We start from the raw sequence: 25,024 nt of genomic DNA on the forward strand, positions 1-25,024 counted from the left end.
CGAATCACCCAGTAACCAACACCTTCAATCGCTGCGAGCATCGCGGCAAGGATTCCCCATGTCCGCAGTAATGAAGCAGGACGACAACAAGCCTGCGATGTCGGAGGCCGCGCTCGTTGACGTGCTGAGCAGCAGCCTCTACCCCGGCGCCGAAAAGAACTCAGTCGTGATGGTGTTGGCTTACTGCCAGGCCGCGCACTTGGACCCAATGTTGAAGCCGGTACACATAGTCCCGATCTGGAACTCCAAAACGAAAAAGATGCAGGACACGGTGATGCCTGGCATCGGCCTATACCGCATCCAGGCGGCGCGCACCGGCCAGTACGCCGGAATCAGCGAGCCTGAATATGGCCCTCCAGTAACGGCGAAGCTGAGCGGCGTAGAAGTCACGTATCCCGAATGGTGTCGTGTGACGGTCAAGCGGCAGATGAGCAACGGTCTGGTCGCCGAATACACGGCCAATGAGCGCTGGCTTGAAAACTACGCGACATCGGGCAAGGACACCGCGGCGCCCAATGCCATGTGGAAGCGTCGAGCATTTGCACAGCTCGCCAAATGCGCCGAGGCCCAAGCCCTGCGCAAAGCTTTCCCTGAAGTTGGATCAGCGCCAACGGCCGACGAGATGGAAGGCAAAGCGTTCGAGGAGCCGGCGCGCGATGTCAGCCCACGACAGCAAGCCCAGCCTGAACCGGAAACGCTGCCCGCCTACTCCGACGACCTGCTGACCGAGAACATCGTGAAGTGGCAGCCACTTATCGACTCGAACCGAACCAGCCCTGAACACCTCATTGCGACCATCAGCAGCAAGTACACGCTGAGCCCGGCGCAGATTGAAAAAATCACCAACCTCAAAGCCCTCGATGGAGACGCAGCATGAAAATTCACAACGTAGCTCAAGGCTCCGCCGAGTGGCTTGCCCTCCGCGCCCAGTTCCGCACCGCCTCCGAAGCCCCAGCAATGATGGGCGCCTCGAAGTATCAATCCCGCACCGACCTGCTGGTCGCCAAGAAGACCGGCATCACGCCCGATGTCACGCCATCTCAGCAGTTCATCTTCGACAAAGGCCACGCAACCGAAGCCATGGCTCGCCCGCTGGCCGAAGCACTGATCGGCGAAGAGCTTTATCCGATCGTTGCTACCGAGGGGAACCTGCTGGCCTCTATGGACGGCGCCACGATGCTCGGAGAGACCCTGTTCGAGCACAAGCTGTGGAATGAGTCGGTCGTGGCCCAGGTGAAAGCTGGCGATCTGACTCCGCACTACTACTGGCAGCTTGAGCAGCAACTGCTGGTGAGCGGTGCTGAGCGGGTTATCTTTGTTTGCTCGGACGGCACCGCGGAGAACTTCGTGCACATGGAGTACCGGCCCGTCGCCGGCCGTGCGGCCCAGTTGATCGAAGGCTGGAAACAGTTCGAGGCAGACCTGGCCAACTTCGAGATGGCCGACGCCCCTTCAATCGTCGTCGGCAAGGCGCCTGATGAGCTGCCAGCGCTGCGCATCGAACTGACCGGGATGGTCACCGCCAGCAACTTGAAGGTGTTTGAAGACTCCGCGCTGGCTGTCATCAACTCGGTGAAAACCACTCTTTCCACGGATCAGGACTTCGCCGACGCGAAGAAAGCGGTCAAGTGGTGTAGCGATGTTGAAGAGGCTGTAGCGGTCGCCAAGAAACAGGCCCTGTCGCAGACTCAGAGCATCGACGAACTGTTTTCGTCGCTGGATCGTATCGGTGCGCATGCTCGCGAGACCCGCCTGAAAGTCGACAAGCTGGTGAAGGCTCAAGAGTTGCTGGTGAAGACCACTATTAAGCAAAAGGCCGAGCTAGCACTTATAGAACACATCGCCGGGATCAACAGGACCTTGGGCCAGGTGGCGCTGCCTAATGTGCACGTCGACTTCGCCGGCGCCATGAAGAACAAGCGCACCATCGCCAGCCTCCAGGACGCAGTTGATACCGAACTGGCCCGGGCGAAGATCGATGCAAGTCAGGCAGCAGAAAGCATTCGCTTGAACCTGACCAGTCTGGCAGAGCTCGCCGTTGATCATGCTTTCCTGTTCAGTGACGTGCAGCAGTTGGTTACCAAGGCCAATGACGACCTGGTGACACTGATCAAATTTCGAATCTCCGAACACCAGAAGGCGGAGCAACAAAAGGCCGACGCGAAGCGTATCGCCGAAGAGCAAGAAGCCCAGCGCCTGGCAGCTATCAAGCCAGAGCCAGTCGTGGAGAAGGTGGCAACACCGGAGCCTGTCCGCGCCGCGCCGGTCCAGACTTCAGCACCCGTGACACAGGCCGCAAAGCAAGTAACTACCCAAGCGGTCGAGCAGGTAGCGCTTCAGGCCAACGTGACGGACTTCGAGGCACTGGTGAAGGCCGTAGCAGATGGTCAGGCGCCGATCACACTGCTTCTGGTCAACTGGGATGCGCTCGACGCAATGGTCGCAGCGCAGGGTTCAAACTTCAGCATGGCCGGGGTGACACTCGGCAAGGCGGCAGCATGATCAGCATCCTCCGCAACGAAGTGGAACGGCTGCGCCCGGCGCACGATGAACTGGCCGCGCAGATGGCTGAGTTTGTGGCATCTGGCGGTGAGATCGAAGTCGCGCCGCCCACTGGCTACAAGCCAAAACCCATCACCTACAACAACCAGATGCCGCCAGCACCGAAGCCGTTTGTTCGGCGCAAAGCTGAGGCAGATGCCCTGCCCCTCGACAAGGACGACATCCGCACCCAGGCCCGCCTGAAGCTGGTAGAGCAGATACGCCAGCTAGGTATCACGCACACCCAGACCGAAGTCGCCTCAGCCTTGGGCGTAAGTCGGCGGCTGATCTACAACCACGCCGCGCGGTACGACATCACGTTCAAGGCACCAACCCGAGGTGGTGCACGCAACCTGGTGCACAACGTGGTTGATAAGGAGCGGGATGCGAAGTTCGCCGAGCGGATAAGGGCATTCATGGAGCTAGGCATCAGCCGGCGCCAGTGCTGCGGGAAGCTGGCAATCGGCAGCAAGGCCTTTGAGCGGATTATCGCCGCCCACGGCATCGACTATCCCAAAGCACGCCAGGGCGGAACTTCATGCGCCGCATAGCCCGCATCCAGCAACGCAAACGTCAAACCTGGCTCGCACTGCCGGCCAGTGGAATAGAAGAGGTAGGCCATGGCCAAAACTGTGCAGGAGCGCTCGGCGAAAACCGCCAGGAAGCGCGTGGCACTTGCCGAAGAGGAATTGAGGCTCAGGGTACGCCCAGGCACCCGGCAAGCGCTGGCCGACCTGATGGAGTGGTCAGGCATTACTGAGCAGGGCGAGGCGATGACGCTGATGATTCATCACCTGCATGCGATGGGTTCCGCAAAGTGCCAGCCGCTGCTGAATCCGCCGCGCCACGTTTTCGAACCTACGGAAAGTGTGGCGCGGGAATTCCGAAATAAAAGCCTGCTCGCCATCCAGAAAGACCCCGGCGACGAGATTATCGGGCCAACTATTTAACCGATGCAGGAGGTGTTGCATTGACAACAGAGCCTGCGACATCAGCTGGCTGCCCAGTCTCAACGTCACGAATTTCATACCTCCACCATGTCAACGATGATATTCCGTAAAGTCCATAGGTACGGCCGCCCACCAGATCAACAGTCATTTCAATCGGAGCAGTTTGCTGTTGCGCGGTAATAAACTTACGAACTTGAATCTTATGCCTGCCTGCACCCAGTCGGTACTCGCTCTGGCGGCTCAACCAATAAAGGGTTTGATCGTCGTCGATCTTAAATATTGTTAATGATTTGTCGAACTGTTGGATCGTAGCGATTTGGGCGCTTGATTTTCCTTCTGCACTTTTGTGCTCGTAATGAATACATCCGGTCAGCGTGAAGCTGAACATAATCATCGCTATAAAACGCCAAAAAATATCGTGTCGCATCAGTGTCCCTCCTAGGCTCAAATCCAAGGTGCGGATTGATACCTTATCCTTTTCCAAAATTCCACCCTACTCGCTGCATCCGGTAACCGGAGGGCGGCGCCTGACTGGAGATAACCCATGAGCAACATTCCTCCGCGCCCGAAGGCTGATAAAGCAATGATTCTCGCGGCTTGCACCGTTGTTGCTGAAAAGATCAATGGGGACGCCGACACCATCGCCCAGCACTACCGCCGCCACATGGACGGTTTTGAGCTGGCAAAGGAGCTAGATAAGTATGCGTCCTGGGACACTACGCGGGATGACATGGAAGCGCTGGACGAGGTCGACTATCTCGTAGATCGGTCCGAGGAGCTGGCGGTTAAAGCGTGGGCTGAAGAGTTCAAGCCCGAGCCGCCGCTGCCTATCGGCACCAGGGTCAAACAAGGAATTATCACACGGATCTACGAACACACCCCGGCCACGTACTGCGTCAAAGAAGACGGCTGCACCAGCGACACCCGCAGCCTGCTTATCAAGTTCGAAGACGCCGTAGCCGCCTGATCCGGCTCCATGCCGGTAACCCGTAATACCCCATATCAATCTCGGACGCAGATATTTTTAGATTCTAGCTTGAGCGAACTATGAAAACTGCCGCTATCGCAATCACAGCGACGACTCCAAACACCATCCGTGCGAGCCAAGGAGCTGTTAGCCAGACGCCGGTAACGCCGGCAATCTGCCCAATGTTTTTTTCGCTGAAATAGCGGCCAGATGGCGGCTCGCGAAAAGGATTTCCGCAGTGGGGGCAGGAGTAGGCTTTATCAGAGATTTTTGCAGAGCATTCAGGGCAGTCAATTAGGCTCATGATTTTTTGTCCGTTTTAATTAATGGCTGCAAACCAATATGAAGACTTCATTTTCTGATTTTGGTTCTGCGGGAAATCATATGAGCCCACTCATTAACGAATCACGCCAGCCGGCTCAGTAGCAGGCAGGCCGGCGAGGTTACGCCACTTCGCCAGGTCAGCGATCAACTTAAGTCCTGGGCGCACCTCAGCTTCGAGCGCTTCATCAGGAAGGCTCAGCAGGCGGACAACCTCAGCGCCGATCAGGCGTATCGCTTCCACATCGGTTTTCGTGCTCATCGCAGTCACCGTCAGGTTTTTGCTGAGTGCAAATCATCAACCCAATTTACGAATCACGCCAGCCGGCGAGGATCCCCTATGCCACCTTCTCACCAGATCCTGGTCGGCGACTGCATTGAGATGATGCGGACGCTGCCAGACAACAGCGTCGACAGCGTCGTGACAGACCCGCCCTACGGCATCAGATTCATGGGCAAAAGCTGGGATGGCCAGGATATCGAAGCCCGCGCCGCTTACCGGGCCAGCATGCCATCGCACGCCGGAGCTTGCGGGCCGAACGGCGGTCACCGCTCGATCGCGGCCGAGGCCGGAAAGTACGACCTGACGCCGGCGGGCATGCGTGCCTTCCAGGCATTCACGCTGGAATGGGCTACTGAGTGCCTGCGCGTTCTCAAGCCTGGCGGGCACCTGCTGTCGTTCGCCGCTGCGCGCACCTACCACCACATGGCAGTTGGCATTGAAATGGCCGGGTTTGAGATCCGCGACCAGATCATGTGGGTGTTTGGGTCGGGCTTCCCGAAGTCGCACAACCTCAAAGGCAAGCACGAAGGAAAGGGAACCGCGCTAAAGCCTGCGCATGAGCCCATCTGTATGGCAAGAAAGCCAATCACCGGAACCGTGCTGGAAAACATGGATCAGTGGGGCACCGGCGCGATCAATGTCGACGATTGCCGTATCCACGGTGCGGATGCAAAGGCCGCCAAGTACTCCCAAAAGCGAATGGCTCCCGGCCACGTAGTAAACGACACCGGCGCCTGGAAGCAGGAGGCTGAGTATACCGGCATGCTGAAGGCTGGCCGCTGGCCCGCGAACCTGATTCACGATGGTAGCGATGAGGTAGTAGCGATGTTTCCCGCAGAGGCTGGCGCATCGGCGCGTGTTCGAGGTACAGAGGCGAGCGCTGCAAGTGTCGGCCGAATTACTGGACAGCGCGATCGAGTGGAAGGCGCTTTTTACGGCGACAGCGGCAGTGCCGCCCGCTTCTTCTACTGTGCCAAGACCAGCCGCACCGATCGGCATGAAGGCCTGATCAACCCGGGCCCCCAATTCAAAATGGGCACAACCTTGCGCAAGGTCGAGACGACCGAAACGAAGGGCAACAATCACCCAACCGTCAAGCCTACCGACCTGATGGCATACCTGCTGCGCCTGGTCACACCGCCGGGCGGCGTGGCGCTCGACCCATTCATGGGGTCAGGCAGCACCGGCAAGGCCGCGATGCGCGAAGGCTTCCAGTTCATCGGCTGCGAAATTGATGAGCAGTATGTGGCGATCGCGCGTTCTCGCATTGAGCACGAAGTCACTCGTGTAGCAGAAGCGGCATTCGAAAGTGATCAGCTTGAGCTGTTCGGCACCGCCTGATCCAACTCAGCTATACCACCGTATGCTCGGCAATCAGGATGGCCCCAACCTCACGCCCAGCCACCTGCGCCAGGCCACGGTCGACATAAGTACGATCACCCGCAACAACAGGCACCACAACCTCACCACCGCGCTTCACCTCGACGTTGATACGCCAGGTCTCCCGGCCCTCATCGTCCTTGTCGCACTCCATGTAGTTCCAAACCTGAAAGCCTTCGATCTCATCGTAAATATCGTGCTTTGTCATGGGTCTGTCTGCTTGTAGGAAGATTCTGTATCACTTCATGATTACATGGACCTCGTAACCCTTGCCGTTCGGCCAGTCATCTCTAGTGACCTCAATGCTGCCACTTCCGATTTGAGAGGTCACAGGCTCGCCCTTAACGATAGCTTTACGTATTTCGTTGTTCAGCTTCGCACCAAGTACTTTTGGAGCTAGTGCTTCTGATGCCTTGCCGAGAGCACCAATTGCAGGACCTTTTGACTTAGGCTGATTAAAATTTAGGACAAGTTTTACCTGTTCGACTGCAGTAGCTGTGCCTGTGGCGTAGTAAGCCAGATTATTTGACAGTGGCGACCCGGAACCTATGTCCTTGTAGTCGCTCGCGCACCCAAAGGATTCATCTCCGTAGTCCGTCCATTTTCGCCCCTTCAAGCCCGAATCGGACAGCAGCGCACACGCGATACTAGGTTCGGTAACTTTGAGCTCAGCCAAGCATGTCGCAGAGAAAAGGAAAGCCAGCGGCACAACAATAATTTTCAGCATCTGTCTTGATTCATCCATTTTGTATCCGGCTCCATGTCGGACCAAATACAAATACCCCACTTCTACCAATCTCGCCACCCTGGCGAGGCCAGAGGCTACACCACTCCAACGCCCGGGCATGGCCCGGCAAGGACTCCCCATGCCCACCCATCAAGACGAAACCCTTCCGCAGCGATACGCCAGAGAGTATCAGGACTACCTGAAGCTCTGCGGCAGCATGACTGCCGAGCAAGTGGCCGACCTTCAGTCGCAGCTGAGCAATTCGCTGGCCCGCGAGCAAGCCCTGCAACAGCGCTTGACCGCATCGGATGAGCGGGCAGGCGTGCTTACTTCCGCGCTTGAAGGGATGCTGGAGTATTTCCCCGAAGGTCATTCGGACGGCGAGTGCTTCAGCGTTGAGATGGCTAAGGCCGCACTCAAGCCAGCAGTGGGCTCGACATGCAACCAAATCCGAGAGGAAACGGGGCTGCCTATCAATAACCCATGCCATGCCTGCAACAACGGCTTATGCATCGATAAATGATAGGAGTACATCCGTACTCCACCCGCAAAACCTGTAACCCCTCCCCCTTCAAAGTCAGCCGCTCTAGCGGCAAGGACGAACTCGGCCATGAAAAGAACAGTCGTGCTCACAGGCAAGGCAGTCGTGAACTTCCGAAAGGTCATTGAAGGCATCGATGACGACGAGGTAGCGGAGCTCCTGGCCAGCAATGATCTGCGGGAAAGCCAGATCGACGACGATGACCTGCTCGACATCGAGTGGATCCATGACGACGTGAATATCAAGGTGACGCCATGATCGCCACCCTCTGGTTCGCCTACGTGTTCATCTACAAGGGGCCAAGGACATGAGCAGACAAGTCACCGAGCGGGACTTCCGCATGCCCGAGTTCCGGGACGCCAGGGTTGAGGACTACGAAATCCGCGCAGACGGCAAGGTGGTCCGAAAGGATCGTTGGGAAACAGGAATCCACCAGATTAAGGGCATCGTCGGATCGAGTCGCGGCGAGTTTGAAATCGACGATGTGGTCGAAGCTGTACGAAAGCTCAGAGGCAACTGGGAAGATGCTGATACAGATGAAGATCCAGGCCACCAGACGATAGATCTACGCCTTTCATGTGGGACGGTTCTGGCTCGATGCGAACGTGGCCACGGCCAGTTGCCTTTCACCTACCACTGGCAATTCGGCGCTATCGACTTCACCCGCGCCGACTTCGGCGCCGATGTCGTCGAATGGCAGAAGTCTCCGCCAACTACCGACGCAATAGCCTAACCCCAATCCCCCTACATGCCTGCTGTTGAGCGGCGTAAGGGCAATTGACTGTCGACCCAACGCTCAGCAGCAGCCATGGCCTCATCGAGCGCTGCTGGATAGTCCGGCCAGGGGCCCGTCAGCTCGGCAGCGACTTCGCCAAGCCCATCAATTGATGCCGGCTCGATGATCGTGACCGCAACCGGCGAGTCGTCGTTCGGGCGGCGCCAATTAAATTTTAGAAACATGACGTGGCCCCGGTAAGCATGCGCTATCGGAGCATCGAAGTTGTGTGACACGTCCATGCCTCATCACGAACAAAGTTGAACCCTTTTGTACACCAAACTCGACGCAGTAGAAATCTAGGCAAAACGCCATCACCCAATCCCCCTACATGCCTGCCGGTGAGCGGCGGGCGAGGTATTCGTATGCCTGCAAACTGTGAATACAGCATGGAAAAAAGTGATGCCTCGAACATGGCGGGCATGGCTCAGCTGGATCTGGAAGGTCGGCGCTCCGCGCTGGAGGTTTACCTGAAAATCCATGGCCAGCGCCGTTTGGTTGAGTTCACGGCGCAACTGATTGGCATGGCCAACTCGGTCGCGGAAAACTGCGCCGAGATGTGCGACCAGGTGCTGATCGAGGAATGTGGCGTCCACCCCGACAAGTTCACCAGCGTGAATCTGCCAACGCTCATCGGTGCGTGCCAGGGCGTGATGATCGCCAGCAAGTGCGACCCGGCCGGTGCCTGTCACGGGTGCGCATATCGCTTGGGGTCGATTGCCAATCAGTCGCCCATCACCACTTGCGATGCGGAGTTCATGGCTCACCACCGAAAAGGGTTCATGTGTCATGCCCACCTGGACGCAGAAGGCGAGCCCACAAAAGTGTGCGTCGGGCACGCGAAAGCAGCAAAACCCTAACCCACCTTCTGCCGCCCAGCGCGGCGCGGAGCATCCAATGTCAGCAGCAGAACAGTTAAACGACGGCATAACAGGCGACAAGGTGCCCGAGGCGCAGATGGCCGAGATCCTCGGTACCACCCTCGCCGCCCTGCGCTCAAAGCGCGCCCGCAATCAAATCCCCCTCGGCGTCTGGAACAAGCAAGGCAGCCGCGTCATGTACAGCATCAGGAGATACTACGAATGGCTCGAAAGCCAATGGGTTTGCCCGCAGGAATGGACCTCCACCACGGATCGATCCGCATCCGCTTTATGTGGAACGGCAGCCGGCGCAGTGAAACGCTCCCCTATCCCCCGACACAGAAAGGAATCAAGTCTGCCTCACAGGTTGTTGATCAAGTAAAAGGCCTGATTAAACTGGGGCTGCTCGACGACGATAAGTACGCCGAGCTTTTCCCCAGTTCCAGCAACGTCGCTGGGGGGAAGATCAACTTCGGCGAGTATGCCCAGCTCTGGCTAGACAGTCGTGAGGTGGTCGGTGGAACGAAGGCGAACTACAAGGGTGCACTGAACCGGTACTGGATGCCCGGCCTGGCCCTGGTGCGAATCGACCTGATCACCACTACGCTGCTCCGCCGGGTAATGGCAGCCAGCGAATGGAAGTCCCCCGGGGTGAAGCGCAACGCGATCTCAAAGCTGTCGACCATCCTGAACTCAGCAATGTCCGAAGAGCTTATCCCGAAGAACCCCGCGGCGATCCTGGAGTTACCCAAGCGCAGCAAGAAGGAAATTGACCCGTTCACTTTGGAAGAGGCAAACCTGATCATCGCCAAGATGTACGAGCACGATCACTGGCCCAGCACGATCTATGCGGCATTTTTTGAGTTTGTGTTTTTTACAGGAATGCGCCTTTCCGAGGCCCTGGCAATGCGCTGGGATGCGGTAGACGAAGAGAAAAGGACGGCCCACGTCTGTCGTGGGATCGCCCTGGGGGAAGTGGTAGAGCGTACAAAAACGGGTGGAGACCGCTATGTTTTGCTTAATGAACGCGCCATGCATGCGCTGAAATTCGCGAGGGAATACGCAGAGCGTCGGAAAAAAGGTAAAGGGAGGGTGTTGGAAACGCCTTTCATTTTCCCGCCGTCAAAGAACTCGGAGTACGTGAAACAGACATCTGACCTGCACAAGCAGTGGATTCCGACCCTGAAGGCTCTGAATATCCGTCGTCGGCCGCCATACAACTGTCGTCACACCTATGCGACAATATGCATTATGTCTGGCATGAACCCCGCCTTCATCTCCCAGCAGCTCGGCCATAGTGTGCAGATGCTGCTCTCGACTTATGCGCGTTGGATCAACTCAAGCTCGGACTGGAGCGAAATGCAAAAGCTCCAGATTGGTCCCAAATTGGTCCCAGTTCAAATAAGCGCACCCTAAGCTATTGATAGGTAAAGTAATTGATCTCCACAGCTAACATCACCATGCAGTTCGGCGCCAAGCCGCTCTTCGAGAACGTCTCGGTCAAGTTCGGCGCCGGCAACCGGTATGGTTTGATCGGTGCCAACGGTTGCGGCAAGTCGACCTTCATGAAAATCCTCGGCGGCGACCTCGATCCGTCGGGCGGCCAGGTCATGCTGGAGCCTAACGTTCGCCTGGGTAAATTGCGCCAGGACCAGTTCGCCTACGAAGAATTCACCGTGCTCGACACCGTGATCATGGGCCACGAGGAGCTGTGGAAGGTCAAGGCCGAGCGCGACCGTATCTACTCGCTGCCGGAAATGAGCGAAGACGACGGCATGGCCGTGGCCGAGCTGGAAACCGAGTTCGCCGAGATGGACGGCTACACCGCCGAATCCCGTGCCGGCGAGCTGCTGCTGGGCCTGGGCATTCCTCTGGAACAACACTTCGGCCCGATGAGCGAAGTGTCCCCTGGCTGGAAACTGCGTGTATTGCTGGCCCAGGCGCTGTTCTCCGATCCTGAAGTGCTGTTGCTCGACGAACCGACCAACCACTTGGACATCAACACCATCCGCTGGCTGGAAAACATCCTGACCCAGCGTAACAGCCTGATGATCATCATCTCTCACGACCGTCACTTCCTGAACAGCGTGTGCACCCACATGGCTGACCTGGACTACGGCGAGCTGCGCCTGTTCCCGGGCAACTACGACGAGTACATGACCGTGGCGACCCAGTCCCGCGAGCAGCTGCTGTCGGACAACGCCAAGAAGAAGGCGCAGATCTCTGAGCTGCAATCCTTCGTCAGCCGCTTCTCGGCCAACGCCTCCAAAGCCAAGCAAGCGACTTCCCGCGCCAAGGCGATCGACAAGATCCAACTCGCTGAGGTCAAGCCTTCGAGCCGGGTGAGCCCGTTCATCCGTTTCGATCAGAACAAGAAACTTCACCGCCAGGCTGTAATGGTCGAAAAAATGGCCAAGGGTTTCGACGGCAAGCCGCTGTTCAAGGATTTCAGCTTCCAGGTTGAAGCGGGAGAGCGTGTTGCGATCATCGGTCCGAACGGTATCGGCAAGACCACCCTGCTGCGCACCCTGGTCAACGAGTTGACCCCGGACGCAGGCTCCATCAAGTGGACCGACGCTGCGGAATTGGGTTACTACGCCCAGGATCACGCTCACGACTTCGAAGATGACGTGACGCTGTTCGACTGGATGGGTCAGTGGACTCAGGGCGAGCAGATGATTCGCGGCACTTTGGGCCGCATGCTGTTCTCCAACGACGAGATCCTCAAGTCGGTCAAGGTAATCTCCGGTGGTGAGCAAGGTCGCATGCTGTTCGGCAAGTTGATCCTGCAAAAGCCGAACGTGCTGATCATGGACGAACCGACCAACCACTTGGACATGGAATCCATCGAAGCGCTGAACCTGGCGCTGGAAAACTACCCGGGCACGCTGATCTTCGTCAGCCACGACCGTGAGTTCGTATCGTCCCTGGCCACCCGCATCATCGAGTTGAGCGCTGACGGCGTGATCGACTTCAGCGGTACTTATGACGACTACCTGCGTAGCCAAGGCGTCGTGTTCTAAATAACGCCCGCTGCACCCAAGAGCCCCGTCCACTGTGACGGGGCTTTTTGCATGTTGTGGCAAGCGGGCCTGTTCGTCAGACCAAGTAGTTAGGCTGCTTCCTTTTACCCCGGGCCCTTGCCATGATGCCCTCACCGCCCGCCCGCGAACGAGTGCCCATGTCTACCGCCACCCCCTCCTCCCTGTCGGTCACCCTGCAGATCGTCTCGATCGTCTTCTATACCTTCATTGCCTTCATCTGCATCGGCCTGCCGATTGCGGTAATCCCAGGCTACGTGCACGAACAATTGGGGTTCAGCGCGGTGGTGGCCGGGATCACCATCGGTTCGCAGTACCTGGCGACCCTGCTTAGCCGCCCCATGGCCGGGCGGATGTCGGACAATGTCGGGACCAAACGCGCGATTGTGCTGGGGCTGGCGGGCATTCTCGTGAGCGGTGTGCTGACGTTCTTCGCGACGTTGCTGGAAAGTACGCCCAACGTAAGCCTGGGCATTCTGATCGTCGCCCGGCTGCTGCTGGGCGTGGCCCAAGGTCTGATCGGTGTGGGCACCATCAGTTGGTGCATGGGCCAGGTCGGCGCCGAGCATACGGCGCGGTCGATTTCCTGGAACGGCATTGCGTCCTACGGTGCCATCGCCATCGGTGCGCCGCTGGGGGTGGTGATGGTGGCCGAGTATGGCTACAACAGCCTGGGGATCGCCCTGACCGTACTCGCAGCGCTGGGCCTGATACTGATCCGCAACAAACCGTCGGTGCCGGTGGTGCGCGGCGAGCGCTTGCCATTCTGGGCGGTGTTCGGGCGTATCGCGCCGTTTGGGGTCAGCTTGTGCCTGTCGTCGATTGGCTACGGCACGCTCACTACCTTTATCACCCTCTACTACCTCAATCGTGGCTGGCAAGGCGCGGCGTACTGCCTCACGGTATTTGGCGTGTGCTTTATCCTGTCGCGCCTGGTATTTATCTCGGCGATCAGTCGTTTTGGCGGGTTCAGCGCCGCCATCGCCTGCATGCTTATCGAGACCCTCGGCCTCACCTTGTTGTGGCTGGCGCCCTCCACCGGTGTGGCGTTGATCGGCGCAGGACTGACGGGCTTTGGTCTGTCGCTGGTGTACCCGGCGCTGGGCGTGGAAGCCATCAAGCAAGTACCCAACAGCAGCCGTGGCGCGGGATTGAGTGCGTATGCGGTGTTTTTTGACTTGGCCCTGGCGATTGCCGGGCCGTTGATGGGTTTTGTGGCGCTGAACCTGGGGTACGGCTGGATCTTCTTCTGCGCGGCGTTGCTGTCGGTCACGGCGCTGGGCGTGACTTTACTGCTCAAGCGCCGCGCTTACTGATCAGCCGTCTGCAAACCCGCACGAGTGGACGTGCCAAGGGTACGAGTGAAAAAGCGCCCGGCTTCGGAAATCAGATCGCGGTGAATGCCTTCGCGGTCGACGCCATCGGCGTCAGTGCAGATCGCCGGCATGGCGGCCAGTTGGTCACTGTCGCACGGCGCCATGAACACGAAGTGCCCTGCCCCGGCCAGCAGCTTGAAATTCGGCGGCTCAGGTAATTTGCGCGCGAGTGCTGCGGCGTTCTTGTCCACGGCCACCAGCTTGTCGCCGTCGCCGCTGTAGAGCAGCACCGGCACATGCACGTCGGCCAACGTGTGACGGCCGAACATCAGGCTCAACGGCGCCATTAGCATCAAGGCGTGGATACGCGGGTCGGATTGGGGCTGTAAGTCGTCACGGTCCACCACCAACTCGCCTTTGGTGGTGCAGGCGTCGCGGTCTTCCGGGCGTTCCTGGCAATAGCGGCGCAAGCGATCGAAATCCGGCTTGGCGCCAGCCAGGATCAACGCGGTTTCGCCACCGGCGGAATAGCCGATCACCCCCACCTGGTTGATGTTGACGAACGGAGACAGCATCGGATCCGCCAGGGTGGCGGTGATCGCTTCGGATATCTGGATCGGCCGCCCGTACAGGTTGCTCAGCGTGCCCAGACGGCTATGGTCCTTGTAGTTGTCGCCAGGATGCAGCACCGCCACCACCACAAAGCCTTTGCGCGCCAGGGACGTGGCCAGGTCGTGCAGGGCCAGCGGCGTGCCGGTGTTGCCATGGGACAGCATCAGCATCGGGAAACGGCCGATGGCGATCTTGGAATCTTCGGTGGCGGCGACGTGATAGGCACCCAGCTGCGTGGTGTGCTCAAGGCCGGTTGACGGATAGAACGCCACGGCCTTCATTGGTTGCAAGTCGAGCGGATCGAGAAACGTCATGCGATGAAAGCCGACGCTCCAATGGGGGTGCGGCGCAGGCGCGGCGTGCACTGAAATCAGGCCGCCCAGCAGGGAAAGAACCATAACAGCACAAAGACGCATCATGGGGATGTCCACCTTTGCTGCGTGAGAACCGACATGTCGAATGAAAAGTCCAGGGCATTGACCCCATGCTTGCACAAGCTGGGCCACATCAAAGAAGACAGCGGGAAAACGAAAAAACTCCGCACTCCGGTCGCGTTCAGGCGATCAGAATACAGAGTTTAGACACTCGGCTTCAGATTGAAACCGAGAGGAGGCGATATTTACTAAAGCCTTACGCGGCAGCGAACAATTGTTCGTTGATCAGTACGTTAGCGTCGCTCAGGGACTTGCTGCGCACTTCATCACCATAGGCCAGGCCTTCGGCCCGCACGATTTCGATGTTGGTGATGCCGAGGAAGCCGAACAGCAGTTTCAGGTAGCCTTCATGGGCAGCGCCCGACGCTTGACCGGCATGCAGGCCGCCGGCAGTGGAAACGATGATGACTTTCTTGTTGCCGCACAGGCCTTCCGGACCGGCTTCGGTGTAACGGAAAGTCTGACCAGCGACCGCGATACGGTCGATCCAGGCTTTCAGTTGGGTCGGGATAGTGAAGTTGTACATCGGCGCACCTACCACAATGGCGTCGGCAGCGAGGAATTCAGCCAGGGACGAAGCGCTCAGTTCAGCTTCGTGTTTTTGCGCAGCGTCGCGCAGTTCAGCGGCCGTGCCCAACGCACCCAGGGTGGCGCCGGAGAAGTGGTTGATGGCGTCGCTGGCCAGGTCGCGGTAAGTCACTTCCACACTCGGCTCAGCCGCTTGCCAGGCTTTAACCACACCAGCGCTGAGCTGACGGGAAGCCGAGTTGTCGCCGAGAATGCTGGAATCGATATGCAACAGTTTCATGATGGATCTCCGAGGTGGGATCGACTAGGGCGATCAGATGGCGGTGATGCTACGCATGAAACGAATAGTCGATAAGCCGCCTGTAATGCGATAGTTTGTCCCACTGACAGGACAATAGGCTCACCATGCAAGATCTCAACGACCTCTATTATTTTGCCAAAGTCGTCGAAGCCGGCGGTTTCGCAGCCGCCGGTCGGCTGCTGGGCATCCCCAAGTCACGGTTGTCGCGGCGCATTGCCGAGCTCGAAGAGCGCCTGGGCGCACGCCTGCTACAACGCACCACGCGCCAACTGACCCTCACCGCCGTCGGCGAACGCTACCTGCGCCACTGCCAAGCGATGCTGCTGGAAGCCGAGATGGCCGACGAGGCCGTGGCCAGCATGTCCAGCGAACCCCGTGGACGTCTGCGGGTGACGTGCCCGGTGGGGCTGGCACAGAACATGATGCCGGACGTGGTCGCCGGGTTTCTGGCAGCACATCCTCAGGTGCAGTTGGAAATGACCCTGGTCAACCGCCGAGTCGACCTCGTGGCCGAAGGCATCGATGTGGCGCTGCGAGTGCGTGAGCAAGGCGATGAAGACCCGCTGCTGGTCACCAAGCGCCTGCGCCCGGCCCAGACCGTCCTGGTTGCCAGCCCGAACTTCATGCATGGCCGATCTATCAGCACCCTTGATGACCTCAAGCAGCTGCCGATACTCGGTGCATTGGAGGCGGACCGGATGGTGCACCAGCGCATCCTCGATCCCCAGGGCAACCCCCACGACCTGATTATGGAAGCACGTCTGGGCGTTGATGACTTCAACGTGCGCAAGGCCAGCGCCATCATGGGCCTGGGCTTTACCGTGCTGCCAATGATGTACTGCGAGGAAGAATTGGCCAACGGCCACTTGGTGCAACTGCTGCCGGAATGGTCACTGCCCGGCGGTTGGTTGCAGGCCGTCTACCCACACCGGCGCGGTGTGCTGCCGGCCATTCGTGCCTGGATCGATTACCTGGAAGAAGGCTTTAAAAGCTGCGGAGACCGCCTGCTATGAAGATGACCGAAGCGCAAGTCGCCACCTTTTGCCTGAGCCTGCCCGGCGCGCGGGAGGACTACAAATGGGGCGGCGTGCGAGTGTTCTCGATTGCCGGCAACAAGATGTTCGCCCTGCAAAACCTGCGCGGCGACTCGTTGGCGTTCAAGGTCGACAAGGAACTGTTTCTCGGCCACGTGGACCGCCCCGGTATCCACCCCGCGCCATACCTGGCGCGTGCGCAGTGGATCATCATGAACACGCCCTACCCGCTGGGCGCCGAGGAACTGCGTGGCTTGTTGCAGCGCTCCCACCAACTGGTGGTGAGCAAGCTACCCAAGCGCACGCAGATTGGTTTGTTGCTAGAGGACTGACAGTAACGTGCCGCCAAGGAACAACTGGTCCAACCAGAACACTTGGTGCAACAGCACAATCACCCAGAACAGCACCTGGAAAGACACCTTGCGCGTCTTGTGCCGGAACACCTGCTGAGCAATCAACGCCCCGGGCCAACCGCCGGCCAACTCAACGGCGTGCAGGATGTTTTCCGGTGTGCGCCAGCTGTCGGTGCGCGCCTTGCGTTTATCACTCCAGTACAGCAAAAACGCGATCACGCTGACCACGCCATAGGCCACCAGCGGGATCACGGTTTCGCCGCGCTGCCACACCAGCACCGACCCCAACAGCGGCGCGGCGCACAGCAGCACAAAGATCGCCGCCTTCAGGCGCGGGTGCTGGATGATCATGCCGTTGCCGCCGCCCAGTCGATCCAACCGAACTGCCAAGTCGCCAGGATCAGTAGGCCAAACCCGATGCGGTACCAGGCAAACGCCGCGTAGCTATGGCTGGCGATGAACTTGAGCAGGCCCTTGACCGCGATCATCGCGAAGATGAACGAGGTGATAAACCCAATGGCAAAGACCGGCAGGTCCGCTGGCTGGAACAGGTCGCGGTACTTGTAGCCCGAGTACACCGCAGCACCGACCATGGTCGGCATGGCGAGGAAGAACGAGAACTCGGTAGCGGTCTTGCGCGACAGGCCAAACAGCAGGCCGCCGATGATGGTCGAGCCGGAGCGCGAAGTGCCCGGGATCATCGCCAGGCACTGGGCAAAGCCTACCTTGAGTGCATCTTTCCAGGTGATGTCGTCGACGGTCTCGGCATGCACTTCATGCTCGCGGCGCTCGGCCCACAGCATGATGACGCCGCCCACCACCAGCGCTGTGGCGACAGTGATCGGGTTGAACAGGTAGTGGTGAATCAAGTCGGCGAAAATCACCCCAAGGACCACGGCCGGCAGGAACGCAATCAGCAGGTTGATCGTGAAACGCTGCGCATTGCGCTGGGTTGGCAAGCCGGTGACAACGTCGAGAATCTTGCGCCGAAACTCCCAGACCACCGCCAAAATGGCGCCGAGCTGAATAATGATGTTGAAGGCCATCGCACGTTCACCGCCGAAATCGAGCAAGTCGGCAACGATGATCTGGTGGCCGGTACTGGAGATCGGCAGGAACTCCGTCAACCCCTCCACTACGCCGAGAATCAATGCCTGAATGGCGGTCCAAAAATCCATGCTTCCCCCAAAGGTCATGCGCTATGGCACGCCTTGTTAGTCTTTTTTAATGGTTCACTGACGACGAGCGCGCTGAAGGCCCAGTGTTGATGATGATCAACACCAGTCTGCAAAAATTCTGTGAAAATCAGGCAGTACTCAGGTTTTTCGATTACGGGCCGAAAGCCTATCAGACAAGGCGTAAAAGTCGATGCGACGCCCACAATTATAAAAAGCCCGGAGTGACAGGACGATGAACAGTTTGCGCAATATGTCGATCAGCCGACGCCTATGGCTGATCCTGATAGTCGCCCTGCTGATGCTGCTGGCCCTGGGTTTGCTGATGCTCAAGCAGATCCATGACGACCTTTACCAAGCCAAACGTCAACAGACCCAACACGTGGTCCAGACCGCCAGTGGGATCCTGACGTTCTATCACGGCCTGGAAACCACCGGTGTGATGACCCGTGACGCCGCCCAGAAACAAGCCCTGAGCGCGGTGCGGGGGTTGCGTTACGACCATGACGACTATTTCTGGATCAACGACCTCACGCCCGTGATGATCATGCACCCGGCCAACCCCAAGCTCGATGGCCAGAACCTTTCGGCTATCCGCGATCCCGATGGGTTTGCCGTGTTCAACGAGTTCGTCAGCCTGGCAAAAGCCAAGGGCGCCGGGATCGTCAACTATCGCTGGCCTAAGCCCGGCGCACAGGCCCCCGTGGCCAAGACTTCCTATATCCAGCTGTTCGAACCCTGGGGCTGGATTATCGGCTCCGGCGTCTATGTGGACGACGTGCAGGCCGAGTTCAGCGGCCAAGTGTGGAAAGCCTCCATGATCGGCCTGGGCATTGCGCTGGTGATGGGTCTGCTGGTGTCGCTGATTGCGCGCAGCATCGTGCGCCCGTTGCAGGCGGCGGTGAATGCCATGGGCAATATCGCCAGCGGTGAAAGCGACCTGACCCGCAGCCTCGACACCCACGGCCGTGACGAAATAACCCAACTGTCCCAGCACTTCAACAGTTTCACCACCAAGCTGCGTCAGGTGGTAAGCCAGTTGCAGGTGTGCGCGAACGCCCTGGGCCAGTCCTCTACCGACTTGGGCAACAACGCCAGCTCGGCCCATGACCGCAGCCAGCAGCAGTCGCAGCAGATGGAGCTGGTCGCCACTGCCATCAACGAAGTCACCTACGGCGTGCAGGACGTGGCCAAGAACGCGGAACATGCCGCCAGCGAAATGCGCGATGCCCAGGCCCAGGCGCACCAAGGCCAGGTCAATATCGACAGCAGCCTGCAACAGATCGACCAACTCTCCAACACCATCAGCCAGGCGGTGGAAGTGATCCGCACGCTGTCCAGCGAAAGCACCCAGATCGGTGGCGTGCTGGAAGTGATCCGCTCCATCGCCGACCAAACCAACCTGCTGGCCCTGAACGCTGCCATCGAAGCGGCTCGCGCGGGGGAGCAAGGCCGAGGGTTTGCGGTGGTGGCCGACGAAGTGCGCCTGCTCGCCCAACGCACGCAAAAGTCCACCGCCGAAATCCAGGTGATGATCGAGCGCCTGCAAGGACACTCGGAAGCGGCGGTCAAGGTGATCAGCGACAGCCACAGCGCCTCCCAACTGACCATTGAGCAGGCAGGTCAGGCCGGTGCCAGCCTCACTGCGATTGGGCAGGCCTTGCACAACCTCAACGGCCTGAACGCGTCCATCGCCAGTGCCACCCTGCAACAGGCCCATGTGGTGGAAGACATCAACCAGAACGTCACCCAGGCGGCGGGCTTGTCCCACAGCACGGCACTGGCAGCGGAACAGTCCAGTGTGGCCAGCGCGCATTTGCGCGGGTTGAGCGAGCAGCTCGACGGCCTCTTGCGCCAGTTCAAGGTCTAACACTGCTCCAAATGTAGGGGGGGCTTGCCCCCGATGGCGATATATCAGTCTGCACAGGTGCAACTGACCTCTCGCTATCGGGGGCAAGCCCCCTCCTACATTTGCCCTACTGTGTTTTGAAGATTGCTGGCCTGTGGTTACAATCCCCGCCCTCTCCCACTCCCCCAAGGAACCGCCATGTCCGGGCTTGAACTGTTCGCCGCTGCCCTGGGGGTGATCGCTGTCTGGCTGACGGTCAAGCAAAACCCATGGTGCTGGCCCATCGGGCTGGTGATGGTGTTGCTGTACACCTGGGTGTTCTACGACGTGAAACTCTATTCCGACATGCTGCTGCAGGTGGTCTACGCCGCGCTGCAAGTCTATGGCTGGTGGCAGTGGACCCGCGCGGGCGAGGTCAAGCAAGGCCGCCAGGTCACGAGCCTGGGGGTGCCGGCAATCATGACCAGCCTCGCGATCGGCGCGGTGGGCAGCCTGCTGCTCGGTGCCGCCATGGCCCACTGGACCGATGCTGCGCAACCCTGGCTCGACGCGGCCCTCACCGGCTTCAGCCTGGTGGCGCAAATGTGGATGGCGCAGAAACGCGTGCAATGCTGGCCGTTGTGGATTGCCGTGGATGTGATCTTCGTCGGGCTGTTCCTCTATAAAGGCCTGTACCTCACCGCCGGGCTCTATGCCTTGTTCACCGTGATCGCCGTGCAGGGCTGGCGTGAATGGCGCGCCGATCCGGCGTTGCGCACATGAAAGTAGTGGTTTTGGCGGGGCCTGAATCCAGCGGCAAAAGCTGGCTCGCAGCGCAGTTGCACGCGCACTTTGGTGGGTTGATGGTCGGCGAGTATGTGCGCTATTTCATTGATCACCATCAGCGCGATACCTGCCTGGCGGATATCCCGGCCATCGCCCACGGCCAACTGGCCTGGGAAGACGCGGCCCGCGCCGAACAACCTCGCCTACTGGTTCTCGACACCCATCTGCTCACCAACAAGCTGTGGAGCCAGACCCTGTTCGGCGACTACCCGGCGTGGCTCGACGATGAGTTGTTGGCACGTCATTACGACCTGCACCTGTTGCTCTCCCCCGAAGATGTGGAGTGGACGGCCGATGGCCAACGCTGCCAGCCGGAACTGGAGGATCGTCGCGCGTTTTTCCAGCAAAGCCTGGACTGGATGCATCAGCATCAACAGCCGGTGGTGGTGATTCGCGGGAATTGGGAGGAACGATGCAAAGCCGCGTTTGCTGCGGTAAAACAGCTGTTGCAGTGAGCGAGCTTGTCGAATCGTCGCATCGCGCGAACCGGGTGGCGAAGCCGCCCAAAAACAAACACCGCGATCTGCCTGGCAGACCGCGGTGTTTTTTATTGGGAACCGAGGCGTTTAGTAGCCCAGGGAAAGCCCAGTATTACGACGCGGGTCGTTAGCCCCGTAGAAGCGATTGTTACCCACCGGCTTGCCACCCAGGGAAGGCGCGCCTACCAGGATCGCCGCCAAGTGGTTGGCATCCTGCGGCCCTGCAAACTTATGGCCCCAGCTTTCCAGAAGCTTCTGGGTATCCGGGCTGACCGCGAAGGTCTCAAGGTTGGTGGTTTCCGGCATCCACTGCTGGTGGAAACGCGGCGCATCCACGGCTTCCTGGATGTTCATCTTGTAGTCGATCACGTTCAAAATGGTCAGCAGGGTCGCGGTGATGATGCGGCTGCCACCCGGCGTGCCCACCACCATGACGGCCTTGCCATCCTTGGTCACGATGGTTGGGCTCATCGACGACAACGGCGCCTTGCCCGGGGCGATGGCGTTGGCTTCACCCTGCACCAGCCCGTACATGTTCGGCACGCCGACCTTGACGGTGAAGTCGTCCATTTCATCGTTGAGAATCACCCCGGTCTTGCTCGCCATCACGCCCGCGCCGAACCAGTCGTTGAGGGTGTAAGTGACGGACACCGCATTGCCCCATTTGTCGACGATGGAGTAGTGGGTGGTGTTGTTGCCTTCATGGGGCGAGACCCCCGGTTTGATCGCCTGGGAATCACCGGCCTTTTGCGGCTCGATAGCATCACGCAGCTTGGCGGCGTAGTTTTTATCCAGCAGATGCTCGATCGGGTTCTTCACGAAATCCGGGTCGCCGAGGTAGCTGTTGCGGTCCACATAGGCGTGGCGCATGGCTTCGATCTGGTAGTGCAGGCCTTGGGCCGAGTGATAGCCCAGGTCGGCCATCGGGTAGCCTTCGAGGATGTTCATGATCTGGCAGATCACTACACCGCCCGAGCTCGGCGGCGGCGCGGAAACGACGTGGTAACCCCGGTAGTCGCACTCGATGGGCGCCAGTTCGCGGGTCTTGTACTTGTCGAGGTCGGCCTGGGTGATGATGCCTTTGCCTGCCTGGCTGGAATCTACCAGGGCCTTGGCGACCCAACCTTTATAGAAACCGTCCGAACCTTTGGCGGAGATTTCCTTCAGGGTCTTGGCCAGGTCTTTCTGCACCAGTTTCTGTCCGACCTGCATCGGCTGGCCGTTGTGCAGGAAGATGGCGCGCAGGTCCTTGTCTTTTTCGAACTCGCCGGTTGCGGTGTGCAGCAGGTCGATGTCGCCTTGTTCCAGGGCGAAACCGTTTTCTGCCAGCTTGATCGCCGGGGCAATCACCTGGGCGCGCTTGAGGGTGCCGTACTTGCTCAAGGCCAGTTCCATGCCCGACACGGTCCCCGGCACGCCGACAGCCAGGTGACCCTTGGCGCTGAGGCCTTCGATGACGTTGCCGTCCTTGTCCAGGTACATATTGGCAGTAGCCGCCAGCGGGGCTTTTTCGCGGAAGTCGAGGAAGGTCTTGCGCCCGTCCGCCAGTTGCACAGTCATGAAACCGCCGCCGCCCAGGTTGCCCGCCGCCGGGTACACCACCGCCAGCGCATAGCCTACGGCCACGGCCGCATCCACCGCGTTGCCCCCGGCCTTGAGCACATCCACGCCCACATGAGTTGCCAAATGCTGAGCCGTCACCACCATGCCATTTTCACCGGCCACCGGAGCTTGGGAAGCAGCTTGTACACCACTGACCGTCAACACCAGGGCAGTGGCAATCAAGGTACGGCTGAAGGGTTGGTATTTCATCCATGGCTACTCGGGTTGTTGAGATGCACCAAAATAGCTCGTCGGCAATTTAATCCCCAGCGCAATGGCGTTTTTATTACAGAACTTGTCGGTCATAGAACGGACCGAAAAAAACCAATCTTTAGCTGACCCACTGCAATCGTGGGACAAGCTCCCCTCCCACACTTTTTTAACCGCGTTTAATCAGTGAGCGCCGGGGTTGGCTCGCAGAGTTGCGGTGGTGCACACCAATATCCGCTACCATCCCGGCCACTTCGTCGATGGCGGGATCTAGGTCAAGAAGGCCTCGGTGATGAAAGACATGGTCGAAGGCAACCCATTGGCAGCGTTCTGCGCCGAGGTGTTGCCTCTGGCGCATGAAGCGGTGATTACCAAGCAGTACGCCAGCGCGCAGCTCGCGCCTACAACAACTGCCGACTGTATAAAAACCATAAGTCACCGCCAGGAGACACCCAATGCCCAGTGCGAATCCAGTGCCCGCGAACACAGTCGCCGACCCGGTCAACACGCTTTACCACAAGATCACTTGGAAGCTGATTCCCTTCCTGTGCTTCTGTTATCTGGCCGCGTACCTGGACCGAATCAACATCGGCTTCGCCAAGCTGCAGATGCTCGACCAACTGCACTTCAGCGAAACCGCGTTCGGCCTCGGCGCTGGCCTGTTCTTTGTCGGCTACATCATCTTTGAAGTGCCGAGCAATTTGGTGCTGGAGCGGGTCGGCGCGAAGATCTGGATCGCACGCATCATGATCACCTGGGGTCTACTCTCGGCCTGCACCATGCTGGTTACGTCCACGACCCAGTTCTACATCCTGCGTTTTTTGCTCGGCGCCGCCGAAGCCGGGTTCCTGCCGGGCGTGCTGTACTACCTGACCACCTGGTTTCCCACCCATCGACGCGGGCGCATCATTGCGCTGTTCATGATCGGCCTGCCGCTGTCCAGCGTGATCGGCGGCCCGCTGTCCGGCTGGATCATGGGCCACTTCGACCACGTGGGTGGCCTGCGCGGCTGGCAGTGGCTGTTCCTGATCGAAGCGGTGCCCAGCGTGTTGCTCGGCGTGCTGACCTTCTGGGCACTGCCCAACACCTACCAACAAGCCAAATGGCTGTCGGATGAAGAAAAAGCCCTGCTGGAAAGCGAACTGCGCAAGGACGACGCCGATGGCGCCGGCAGCAAGCACAGCTTCCGTGACGGCTTCTTCAACCTCAAAGTGTGGATGCTCGGCGGTATCGACTTCTCGATCCTGCTCAGCGCCTATGCCATGGGTTTCTGGATGCCGACCTTTATTCGCAACGCCGGGGTCACCGACACCTTCCATATCGGCGTGCTCACCGCACTGCCGAGCGTGGCCGCGCTGCTGGGCATGCTCTTGATCGGCGCCAGCTCCGACAAACACCGCGAACGCCGTTGGCACATCATCGTGCCGTTTTTCATCGGCGCAGCGGCGATGGCCGCCAGCACGTTCTTCACCCATAACGTCGCGGCCACCGTCGCCCTGTTCGCGGTTGCCTCGGCCGCAATCATCGGCGCAGTGCCGGTGTTCTTCAGCCTGCCGGCGACCTTTCTCAAAGGCACTGCGGCAGCCACCGGCTTTGCCCTGGCGTGCTCGTTGGCGAATATCGCAGGCCTGGTGAGTAACTCGTTGATGGGGGTGGCGATCGACGTGACCGGCAGCAGCGCGGGCGCCTTGTGGTTCTTTGCCGGCTGCCTGATTCTCAGCAGTTTCCTGGTCATCGCCTTGCCGGCGAAACGGGTGAATCGTTGATAACACGGTCGCGTAATGGCTAGCAGAAAGGCGCCACGCTGGGCACGCAAAACGCTAAAGCGGTGTTGAAATAGATCGACAGTGATTTCGTGCTGGCTGCCCTGACATGGATCACGCGGCCAGTATCGTTAAAACCAGTGAAATAAAATGCATT

At 59.2% G+C, this 25,024-nt stretch carries 29 protein-coding genes and 1 pseudogene; 20 read left to right on the forward strand and 10 right to left on the reverse strand.

Translation table 11 applies throughout. From position 1 onward, the window contains the following. Positions 1-70: 70 nt before the first annotated feature. The 4 genes from bet (at position 71) to G9Q84_RS15200 (ending at position 3,491) form a co-directional block, all read left to right on the forward strand. Positions 71-877 carry a phage recombination protein Bet gene (bet, locus tag G9Q84_RS15185; RefSeq protein ID WP_181643710.1) on the forward strand — a complete coding sequence of 269 codons (807 nt, stop codon included), beginning with the start codon at positions 71-73 and terminating at the stop codon, positions 875-877. Next, positions 874-2,502: a YqaJ viral recombinase family protein gene (locus G9Q84_RS15190; protein ID WP_181643623.1), complete on the forward strand. Its 1,629-nt coding sequence runs from the start codon at positions 874-876 to the stop codon at positions 2,500-2,502. The genes bet and G9Q84_RS15190 overlap by 4 nt, the downstream gene beginning before the upstream one ends. Next, the gene (locus G9Q84_RS15195) at positions 2,499-3,092 is read left to right on the forward strand and encodes a hypothetical protein (protein ID WP_181643624.1); all 594 of its coding nucleotides are present in this window, start codon (positions 2,499-2,501) and stop codon (positions 3,090-3,092) included. The genes G9Q84_RS15190 and G9Q84_RS15195 overlap by 4 nt, the downstream gene beginning before the upstream one ends. A gap of 69 nt (positions 3,093-3,161) precedes the next feature. Then, complete coding sequence (locus G9Q84_RS15200; protein ID WP_181643625.1) at positions 3,162-3,491, forward strand: hypothetical protein; 330 nt, start codon at positions 3,162-3,164, stop codon at positions 3,489-3,491. Here G9Q84_RS15200 and G9Q84_RS15205 read toward each other — a convergent pair. Then, on the reverse strand, positions 3,484-3,918 hold the full coding sequence (locus tag G9Q84_RS15205; RefSeq protein WP_181643626.1) for a hypothetical protein: 435 nt from the start codon (positions 3,916-3,918) through the stop codon (positions 3,484-3,486). The genes G9Q84_RS15200 and G9Q84_RS15205 overlap by 8 nt on opposite strands. A 117-nt stretch (positions 3,919-4,035) precedes the next feature. On the opposite strand from G9Q84_RS15205, the gene G9Q84_RS15210 reads away from it, so the two are divergent. Continuing rightward, positions 4,036-4,458 carry a hypothetical protein gene (locus tag G9Q84_RS15210; RefSeq protein WP_181643627.1) on the forward strand — a complete coding sequence of 141 codons (423 nt, stop codon included), beginning with the start codon at positions 4,036-4,038 and terminating at the stop codon, positions 4,456-4,458. A 397-nt stretch (positions 4,459-4,855) separates the two neighbouring features. On the opposite strand, the gene G9Q84_RS15215 is transcribed toward G9Q84_RS15210, so the two are convergent. After that, positions 4,856-5,041 (reverse strand): hypothetical protein, encoded by a 186-nt coding sequence (locus G9Q84_RS15215; RefSeq protein ID WP_181643628.1) that lies wholly within the window; start codon positions 5,039-5,041, stop codon positions 4,856-4,858. Between the two features lie 78 nt (positions 5,042-5,119). On the opposite strand from G9Q84_RS15215, the gene G9Q84_RS15220 reads away from it, so the two are divergent. After that, entirely contained in the window at positions 5,120-6,403 is a 1,284-nt protein-coding gene (locus G9Q84_RS15220; protein ID WP_181643629.1) for a DNA-methyltransferase, read from the forward strand. A gap of 10 nt (positions 6,404-6,413) precedes the next feature. Here the strand turns inward: G9Q84_RS15220 and G9Q84_RS15225 are convergent, their stop codons facing one another. Then, a complete protein-coding gene (locus tag G9Q84_RS15225) occupies positions 6,414-6,650 on the reverse strand; it encodes a hypothetical protein (RefSeq protein WP_181643630.1) in 237 nt (78 codons plus the stop codon). 30 nt (positions 6,651-6,680) lie between these two features. Next, positions 6,681-7,187, reverse strand: coding sequence for a hypothetical protein (locus tag G9Q84_RS15230; RefSeq protein WP_181643631.1), 507 nt, complete (start codon positions 7,185-7,187; stop codon positions 6,681-6,683). A 121-nt stretch (positions 7,188-7,308) separates the two neighbouring features. Here G9Q84_RS15230 and G9Q84_RS15235 point away from each other — a divergent pair, with 121 nt between their 5' ends. The 3 genes from G9Q84_RS15235 to G9Q84_RS15245 all read left to right on the forward strand — a co-directional run bounded on the left by G9Q84_RS15235 (position 7,309) and on the right by G9Q84_RS15245 (position 8,443). Next, on the forward strand, positions 7,309-7,692 hold the full coding sequence (locus G9Q84_RS15235; RefSeq protein ID WP_181643632.1) for a hypothetical protein: 384 nt from the start codon (positions 7,309-7,311) through the stop codon (positions 7,690-7,692). 87 nt (positions 7,693-7,779) lie between these two features. Next, on the forward strand, positions 7,780-7,968 hold the full coding sequence (locus tag G9Q84_RS15240) for a hypothetical protein (RefSeq protein ID WP_181643633.1): 189 nt from the start codon (positions 7,780-7,782) through the stop codon (positions 7,966-7,968). Between the two features lie 49 nt (positions 7,969-8,017). Beyond that, positions 8,018-8,443, forward strand: a complete 426-nt coding sequence (locus G9Q84_RS15245) for a hypothetical protein (RefSeq protein ID WP_181643634.1) — start codon at positions 8,018-8,020, stop codon at positions 8,441-8,443. A gap of 11 nt (positions 8,444-8,454) precedes the next feature. On the opposite strand, the gene G9Q84_RS15250 is transcribed toward G9Q84_RS15245, so the two are convergent. Continuing rightward, positions 8,455-8,670 (reverse strand): hypothetical protein, encoded by a 216-nt coding sequence (locus G9Q84_RS15250; protein WP_242461444.1) that lies wholly within the window; start codon positions 8,668-8,670, stop codon positions 8,455-8,457. A gap of 204 nt (positions 8,671-8,874) precedes the next feature. Here G9Q84_RS15250 and G9Q84_RS15255 point away from each other — a divergent pair, with 204 nt between their 5' ends. The 4 genes from G9Q84_RS15255 (at position 8,875) to G9Q84_RS15270 (ending at position 13,702) form a co-directional block, all read left to right on the forward strand. After that, positions 8,875-9,345: a hypothetical protein gene (locus tag G9Q84_RS15255; RefSeq protein ID WP_181643635.1), complete on the forward strand. Its 471-nt coding sequence runs from the start codon at positions 8,875-8,877 to the stop codon at positions 9,343-9,345. 222 nt (positions 9,346-9,567) lie between these two features. Beyond that, positions 9,568-10,761 (forward strand): tyrosine-type recombinase/integrase, encoded by a 1,194-nt coding sequence (locus G9Q84_RS15260; protein WP_181643636.1) that lies wholly within the window; start codon positions 9,568-9,570, stop codon positions 10,759-10,761. A gap of 20 nt (positions 10,762-10,781) precedes the next feature. After that, a complete protein-coding gene (locus G9Q84_RS15265) occupies positions 10,782-12,368 on the forward strand; it encodes an ABC-F family ATPase (protein WP_081797888.1) in 1,587 nt (528 codons plus the stop codon). A gap of 158 nt (positions 12,369-12,526) precedes the next feature. Beyond that, positions 12,527-13,702 carry an MFS transporter gene (locus G9Q84_RS15270; protein ID WP_181643637.1) on the forward strand — a complete coding sequence of 392 codons (1,176 nt, stop codon included), beginning with the start codon at positions 12,527-12,529 and terminating at the stop codon, positions 13,700-13,702. Here G9Q84_RS15270 and G9Q84_RS15275 read toward each other — a convergent pair. After that, positions 13,696-14,733, reverse strand: a complete 1,038-nt coding sequence (locus G9Q84_RS15275) for an alpha/beta hydrolase family protein (protein ID WP_032891141.1) — start codon at positions 14,731-14,733, stop codon at positions 13,696-13,698. The two genes, G9Q84_RS15270 and G9Q84_RS15275, sit on opposite strands and share 7 nt — an antisense overlap. 211 nt (positions 14,734-14,944) lie before the next feature. Then, entirely contained in the window at positions 14,945-15,556 is a 612-nt protein-coding gene (locus G9Q84_RS15280; protein ID WP_032891140.1) for an FMN-dependent NADH-azoreductase, read from the reverse strand. Positions 15,557-15,681: 125 nt separating this feature from the next. On the opposite strand from G9Q84_RS15280, the gene G9Q84_RS15285 reads away from it, so the two are divergent. Both G9Q84_RS15285 and G9Q84_RS15290 read left to right on the forward strand, forming a co-directional pair. Continuing rightward, entirely contained in the window at positions 15,682-16,590 is a 909-nt protein-coding gene (locus G9Q84_RS15285) for a LysR substrate-binding domain-containing protein (protein ID WP_122754008.1), read from the forward strand. Further along, on the forward strand, positions 16,587-16,943 hold the full coding sequence (locus G9Q84_RS15290) for an MmcQ/YjbR family DNA-binding protein (protein WP_012723994.1): 357 nt from the start codon (positions 16,587-16,589) through the stop codon (positions 16,941-16,943). The genes G9Q84_RS15285 and G9Q84_RS15290 overlap by 4 nt, the downstream gene beginning before the upstream one ends. On the opposite strand, the gene G9Q84_RS15295 is transcribed toward G9Q84_RS15290, so the two are convergent. Both G9Q84_RS15295 and G9Q84_RS15300 read right to left on the reverse strand, forming a co-directional pair. Continuing rightward, complete coding sequence (locus tag G9Q84_RS15295; protein WP_181643638.1) at positions 16,932-17,315, reverse strand: DUF1294 domain-containing protein; 384 nt, start codon at positions 17,313-17,315, stop codon at positions 16,932-16,934. The two genes, G9Q84_RS15290 and G9Q84_RS15295, sit on opposite strands and share 12 nt — an antisense overlap. After that, positions 17,312-18,142, reverse strand: a complete 831-nt coding sequence (locus G9Q84_RS15300) for an undecaprenyl-diphosphate phosphatase (RefSeq protein WP_032891138.1) — start codon at positions 18,140-18,142, stop codon at positions 17,312-17,314. Before G9Q84_RS15300 ends, G9Q84_RS15295 begins: the two co-directional genes overlap by 4 nt. 232 nt (positions 18,143-18,374) lie before the next feature. Here G9Q84_RS15300 and G9Q84_RS15305 point away from each other — a divergent pair, with 232 nt between their 5' ends. The 3 genes from G9Q84_RS15305 (at position 18,375) to G9Q84_RS15315 (ending at position 21,268) form a co-directional block, all read left to right on the forward strand. Continuing rightward, positions 18,375-20,009, forward strand: a complete 1,635-nt coding sequence (locus G9Q84_RS15305) for a methyl-accepting chemotaxis protein (RefSeq protein ID WP_181643639.1) — start codon at positions 18,375-18,377, stop codon at positions 20,007-20,009. A 177-nt stretch (positions 20,010-20,186) separates the two neighbouring features. Then, on the forward strand, positions 20,187-20,750 hold the full coding sequence (gene pnuC / locus G9Q84_RS15310; protein ID WP_032891136.1) for a nicotinamide riboside transporter PnuC: 564 nt from the start codon (positions 20,187-20,189) through the stop codon (positions 20,748-20,750). Next, positions 20,747-21,268 carry an AAA family ATPase gene (locus G9Q84_RS15315; RefSeq protein ID WP_032891135.1) on the forward strand — a complete coding sequence of 174 codons (522 nt, stop codon included), beginning with the start codon at positions 20,747-20,749 and terminating at the stop codon, positions 21,266-21,268. Before pnuC ends, G9Q84_RS15315 begins: the two co-directional genes overlap by 4 nt. Before the next feature lie 111 nt (positions 21,269-21,379). Here G9Q84_RS15315 and ggt read toward each other — a convergent pair whose 3' ends face one another. Beyond that, positions 21,380-23,104 carry a gamma-glutamyltransferase gene (ggt, locus tag G9Q84_RS15320; RefSeq protein WP_032891134.1) on the reverse strand — a complete coding sequence of 575 codons (1,725 nt, stop codon included), beginning with the start codon at positions 23,102-23,104 and terminating at the stop codon, positions 21,380-21,382. Positions 23,105-23,321: 217 nt separating this feature from the next. Here ggt and G9Q84_RS29075 point away from each other — a divergent pair. Next, positions 23,322-23,537: pseudogene (locus G9Q84_RS29075) on the forward strand (cysteine hydrolase family protein); the annotation flags it as partial. Between the two features lie 22 nt (positions 23,538-23,559). Beyond that, complete coding sequence (locus G9Q84_RS15325; RefSeq protein WP_099602837.1) at positions 23,560-24,870, forward strand: MFS transporter; 1,311 nt, start codon at positions 23,560-23,562, stop codon at positions 24,868-24,870. Positions 24,871-25,024: the final 154 nt, after the last annotated feature.

The organism is Pseudomonas sivasensis (genome assembly GCF_013778505.1).
Taxonomy (GTDB): domain Bacteria; phylum Pseudomonadota; class Gammaproteobacteria; order Pseudomonadales; family Pseudomonadaceae; genus Aquipseudomonas; species Aquipseudomonas sivasensis.

Excerpts from the sequence above, each read along its gene's own strand:
- G9Q84_RS15315 (WP_032891135.1), top strand. The coding sequence starts at position 20,747 with ATGAAAGTAGTGGTTTTGGCGGGGCCTGAATCCAGCGGCAAAAGCTGG.
- G9Q84_RS15225 (WP_181643630.1), bottom strand. The coding sequence starts at position 6,650 with ATGACAAAGCACGATATTTACGATGAGATCGAAGGCTTTCAGGTTTGG.
- G9Q84_RS15195 (WP_181643624.1), top strand. The coding sequence starts at position 2,499 with ATGATCAGCATCCTCCGCAACGAAGTGGAACGGCTGCGCCCGGCGCAC.
- G9Q84_RS15275 (WP_032891141.1), bottom strand. The coding sequence starts at position 14,733 with ATGATGCGTCTTTGTGCTGTTATGGTTCTTTCCCTGCTGGGCGGCCTG.
- G9Q84_RS15270 (WP_181643637.1), top strand. The coding sequence starts at position 12,527 with ATGTCTACCGCCACCCCCTCCTCCCTGTCGGTCACCCTGCAGATCGTC.
- G9Q84_RS15220 (WP_181643629.1), top strand. The coding sequence starts at position 5,120 with ATGCCACCTTCTCACCAGATCCTGGTCGGCGACTGCATTGAGATGATG.
- G9Q84_RS15260 (WP_181643636.1), top strand. The coding sequence starts at position 9,568 with ATGGCTCGAAAGCCAATGGGTTTGCCCGCAGGAATGGACCTCCACCAC.
- G9Q84_RS15255 (WP_181643635.1), top strand. The coding sequence starts at position 8,875 with ATGGAAAAAAGTGATGCCTCGAACATGGCGGGCATGGCTCAGCTGGAT.
- G9Q84_RS15230 (WP_181643631.1), bottom strand. The coding sequence starts at position 7,187 with ATGGATGAATCAAGACAGATGCTGAAAATTATTGTTGTGCCGCTGGCT.
- G9Q84_RS15190 (WP_181643623.1), top strand. The coding sequence starts at position 874 with ATGAAAATTCACAACGTAGCTCAAGGCTCCGCCGAGTGGCTTGCCCTC.
- G9Q84_RS15280 (WP_032891140.1), bottom strand. The coding sequence starts at position 15,556 with ATGAAACTGTTGCATATCGATTCCAGCATTCTCGGCGACAACTCGGCT.
- G9Q84_RS15205 (WP_181643626.1), bottom strand. The coding sequence starts at position 3,918 with ATGCGACACGATATTTTTTGGCGTTTTATAGCGATGATTATGTTCAGC.
- G9Q84_RS15215 (WP_181643628.1), bottom strand. The coding sequence starts at position 5,041 with ATGAGCACGAAAACCGATGTGGAAGCGATACGCCTGATCGGCGCTGAG.
- G9Q84_RS15300 (WP_032891138.1), bottom strand. The coding sequence starts at position 18,142 with ATGGATTTTTGGACCGCCATTCAGGCATTGATTCTCGGCGTAGTGGAG.
- G9Q84_RS15240 (WP_181643633.1), top strand. The coding sequence starts at position 7,780 with ATGAAAAGAACAGTCGTGCTCACAGGCAAGGCAGTCGTGAACTTCCGA.
- G9Q84_RS15245 (WP_181643634.1), top strand. The coding sequence starts at position 8,018 with ATGAGCAGACAAGTCACCGAGCGGGACTTCCGCATGCCCGAGTTCCGG.
- G9Q84_RS15285 (WP_122754008.1), top strand. The coding sequence starts at position 15,682 with ATGCAAGATCTCAACGACCTCTATTATTTTGCCAAAGTCGTCGAAGCC.
- G9Q84_RS15305 (WP_181643639.1), top strand. The coding sequence starts at position 18,375 with ATGAACAGTTTGCGCAATATGTCGATCAGCCGACGCCTATGGCTGATC.
- G9Q84_RS15200 (WP_181643625.1), top strand. The coding sequence starts at position 3,162 with ATGGCCAAAACTGTGCAGGAGCGCTCGGCGAAAACCGCCAGGAAGCGC.
- pnuC (WP_032891136.1), top strand. The coding sequence starts at position 20,187 with ATGTCCGGGCTTGAACTGTTCGCCGCTGCCCTGGGGGTGATCGCTGTC.
- G9Q84_RS15325 (WP_099602837.1), top strand. The coding sequence starts at position 23,560 with ATGCCCAGTGCGAATCCAGTGCCCGCGAACACAGTCGCCGACCCGGTC.
- G9Q84_RS15250 (WP_242461444.1), bottom strand. The coding sequence starts at position 8,670 with ATGTTTCTAAAATTTAATTGGCGCCGCCCGAACGACGACTCGCCGGTT.
- G9Q84_RS15290 (WP_012723994.1), top strand. The coding sequence starts at position 16,587 with ATGAAGATGACCGAAGCGCAAGTCGCCACCTTTTGCCTGAGCCTGCCC.
- G9Q84_RS15210 (WP_181643627.1), top strand. The coding sequence starts at position 4,036 with ATGAGCAACATTCCTCCGCGCCCGAAGGCTGATAAAGCAATGATTCTC.
- ggt (WP_032891134.1), bottom strand. The coding sequence starts at position 23,104 with ATGAAATACCAACCCTTCAGCCGTACCTTGATTGCCACTGCCCTGGTG.
- G9Q84_RS15235 (WP_181643632.1), top strand. The coding sequence starts at position 7,309 with ATGCCCACCCATCAAGACGAAACCCTTCCGCAGCGATACGCCAGAGAG.
- bet (WP_181643710.1), top strand. The coding sequence starts at position 71 with ATGAAGCAGGACGACAACAAGCCTGCGATGTCGGAGGCCGCGCTCGTT.
- G9Q84_RS15295 (WP_181643638.1), bottom strand. The coding sequence starts at position 17,315 with ATGATCATCCAGCACCCGCGCCTGAAGGCGGCGATCTTTGTGCTGCTG.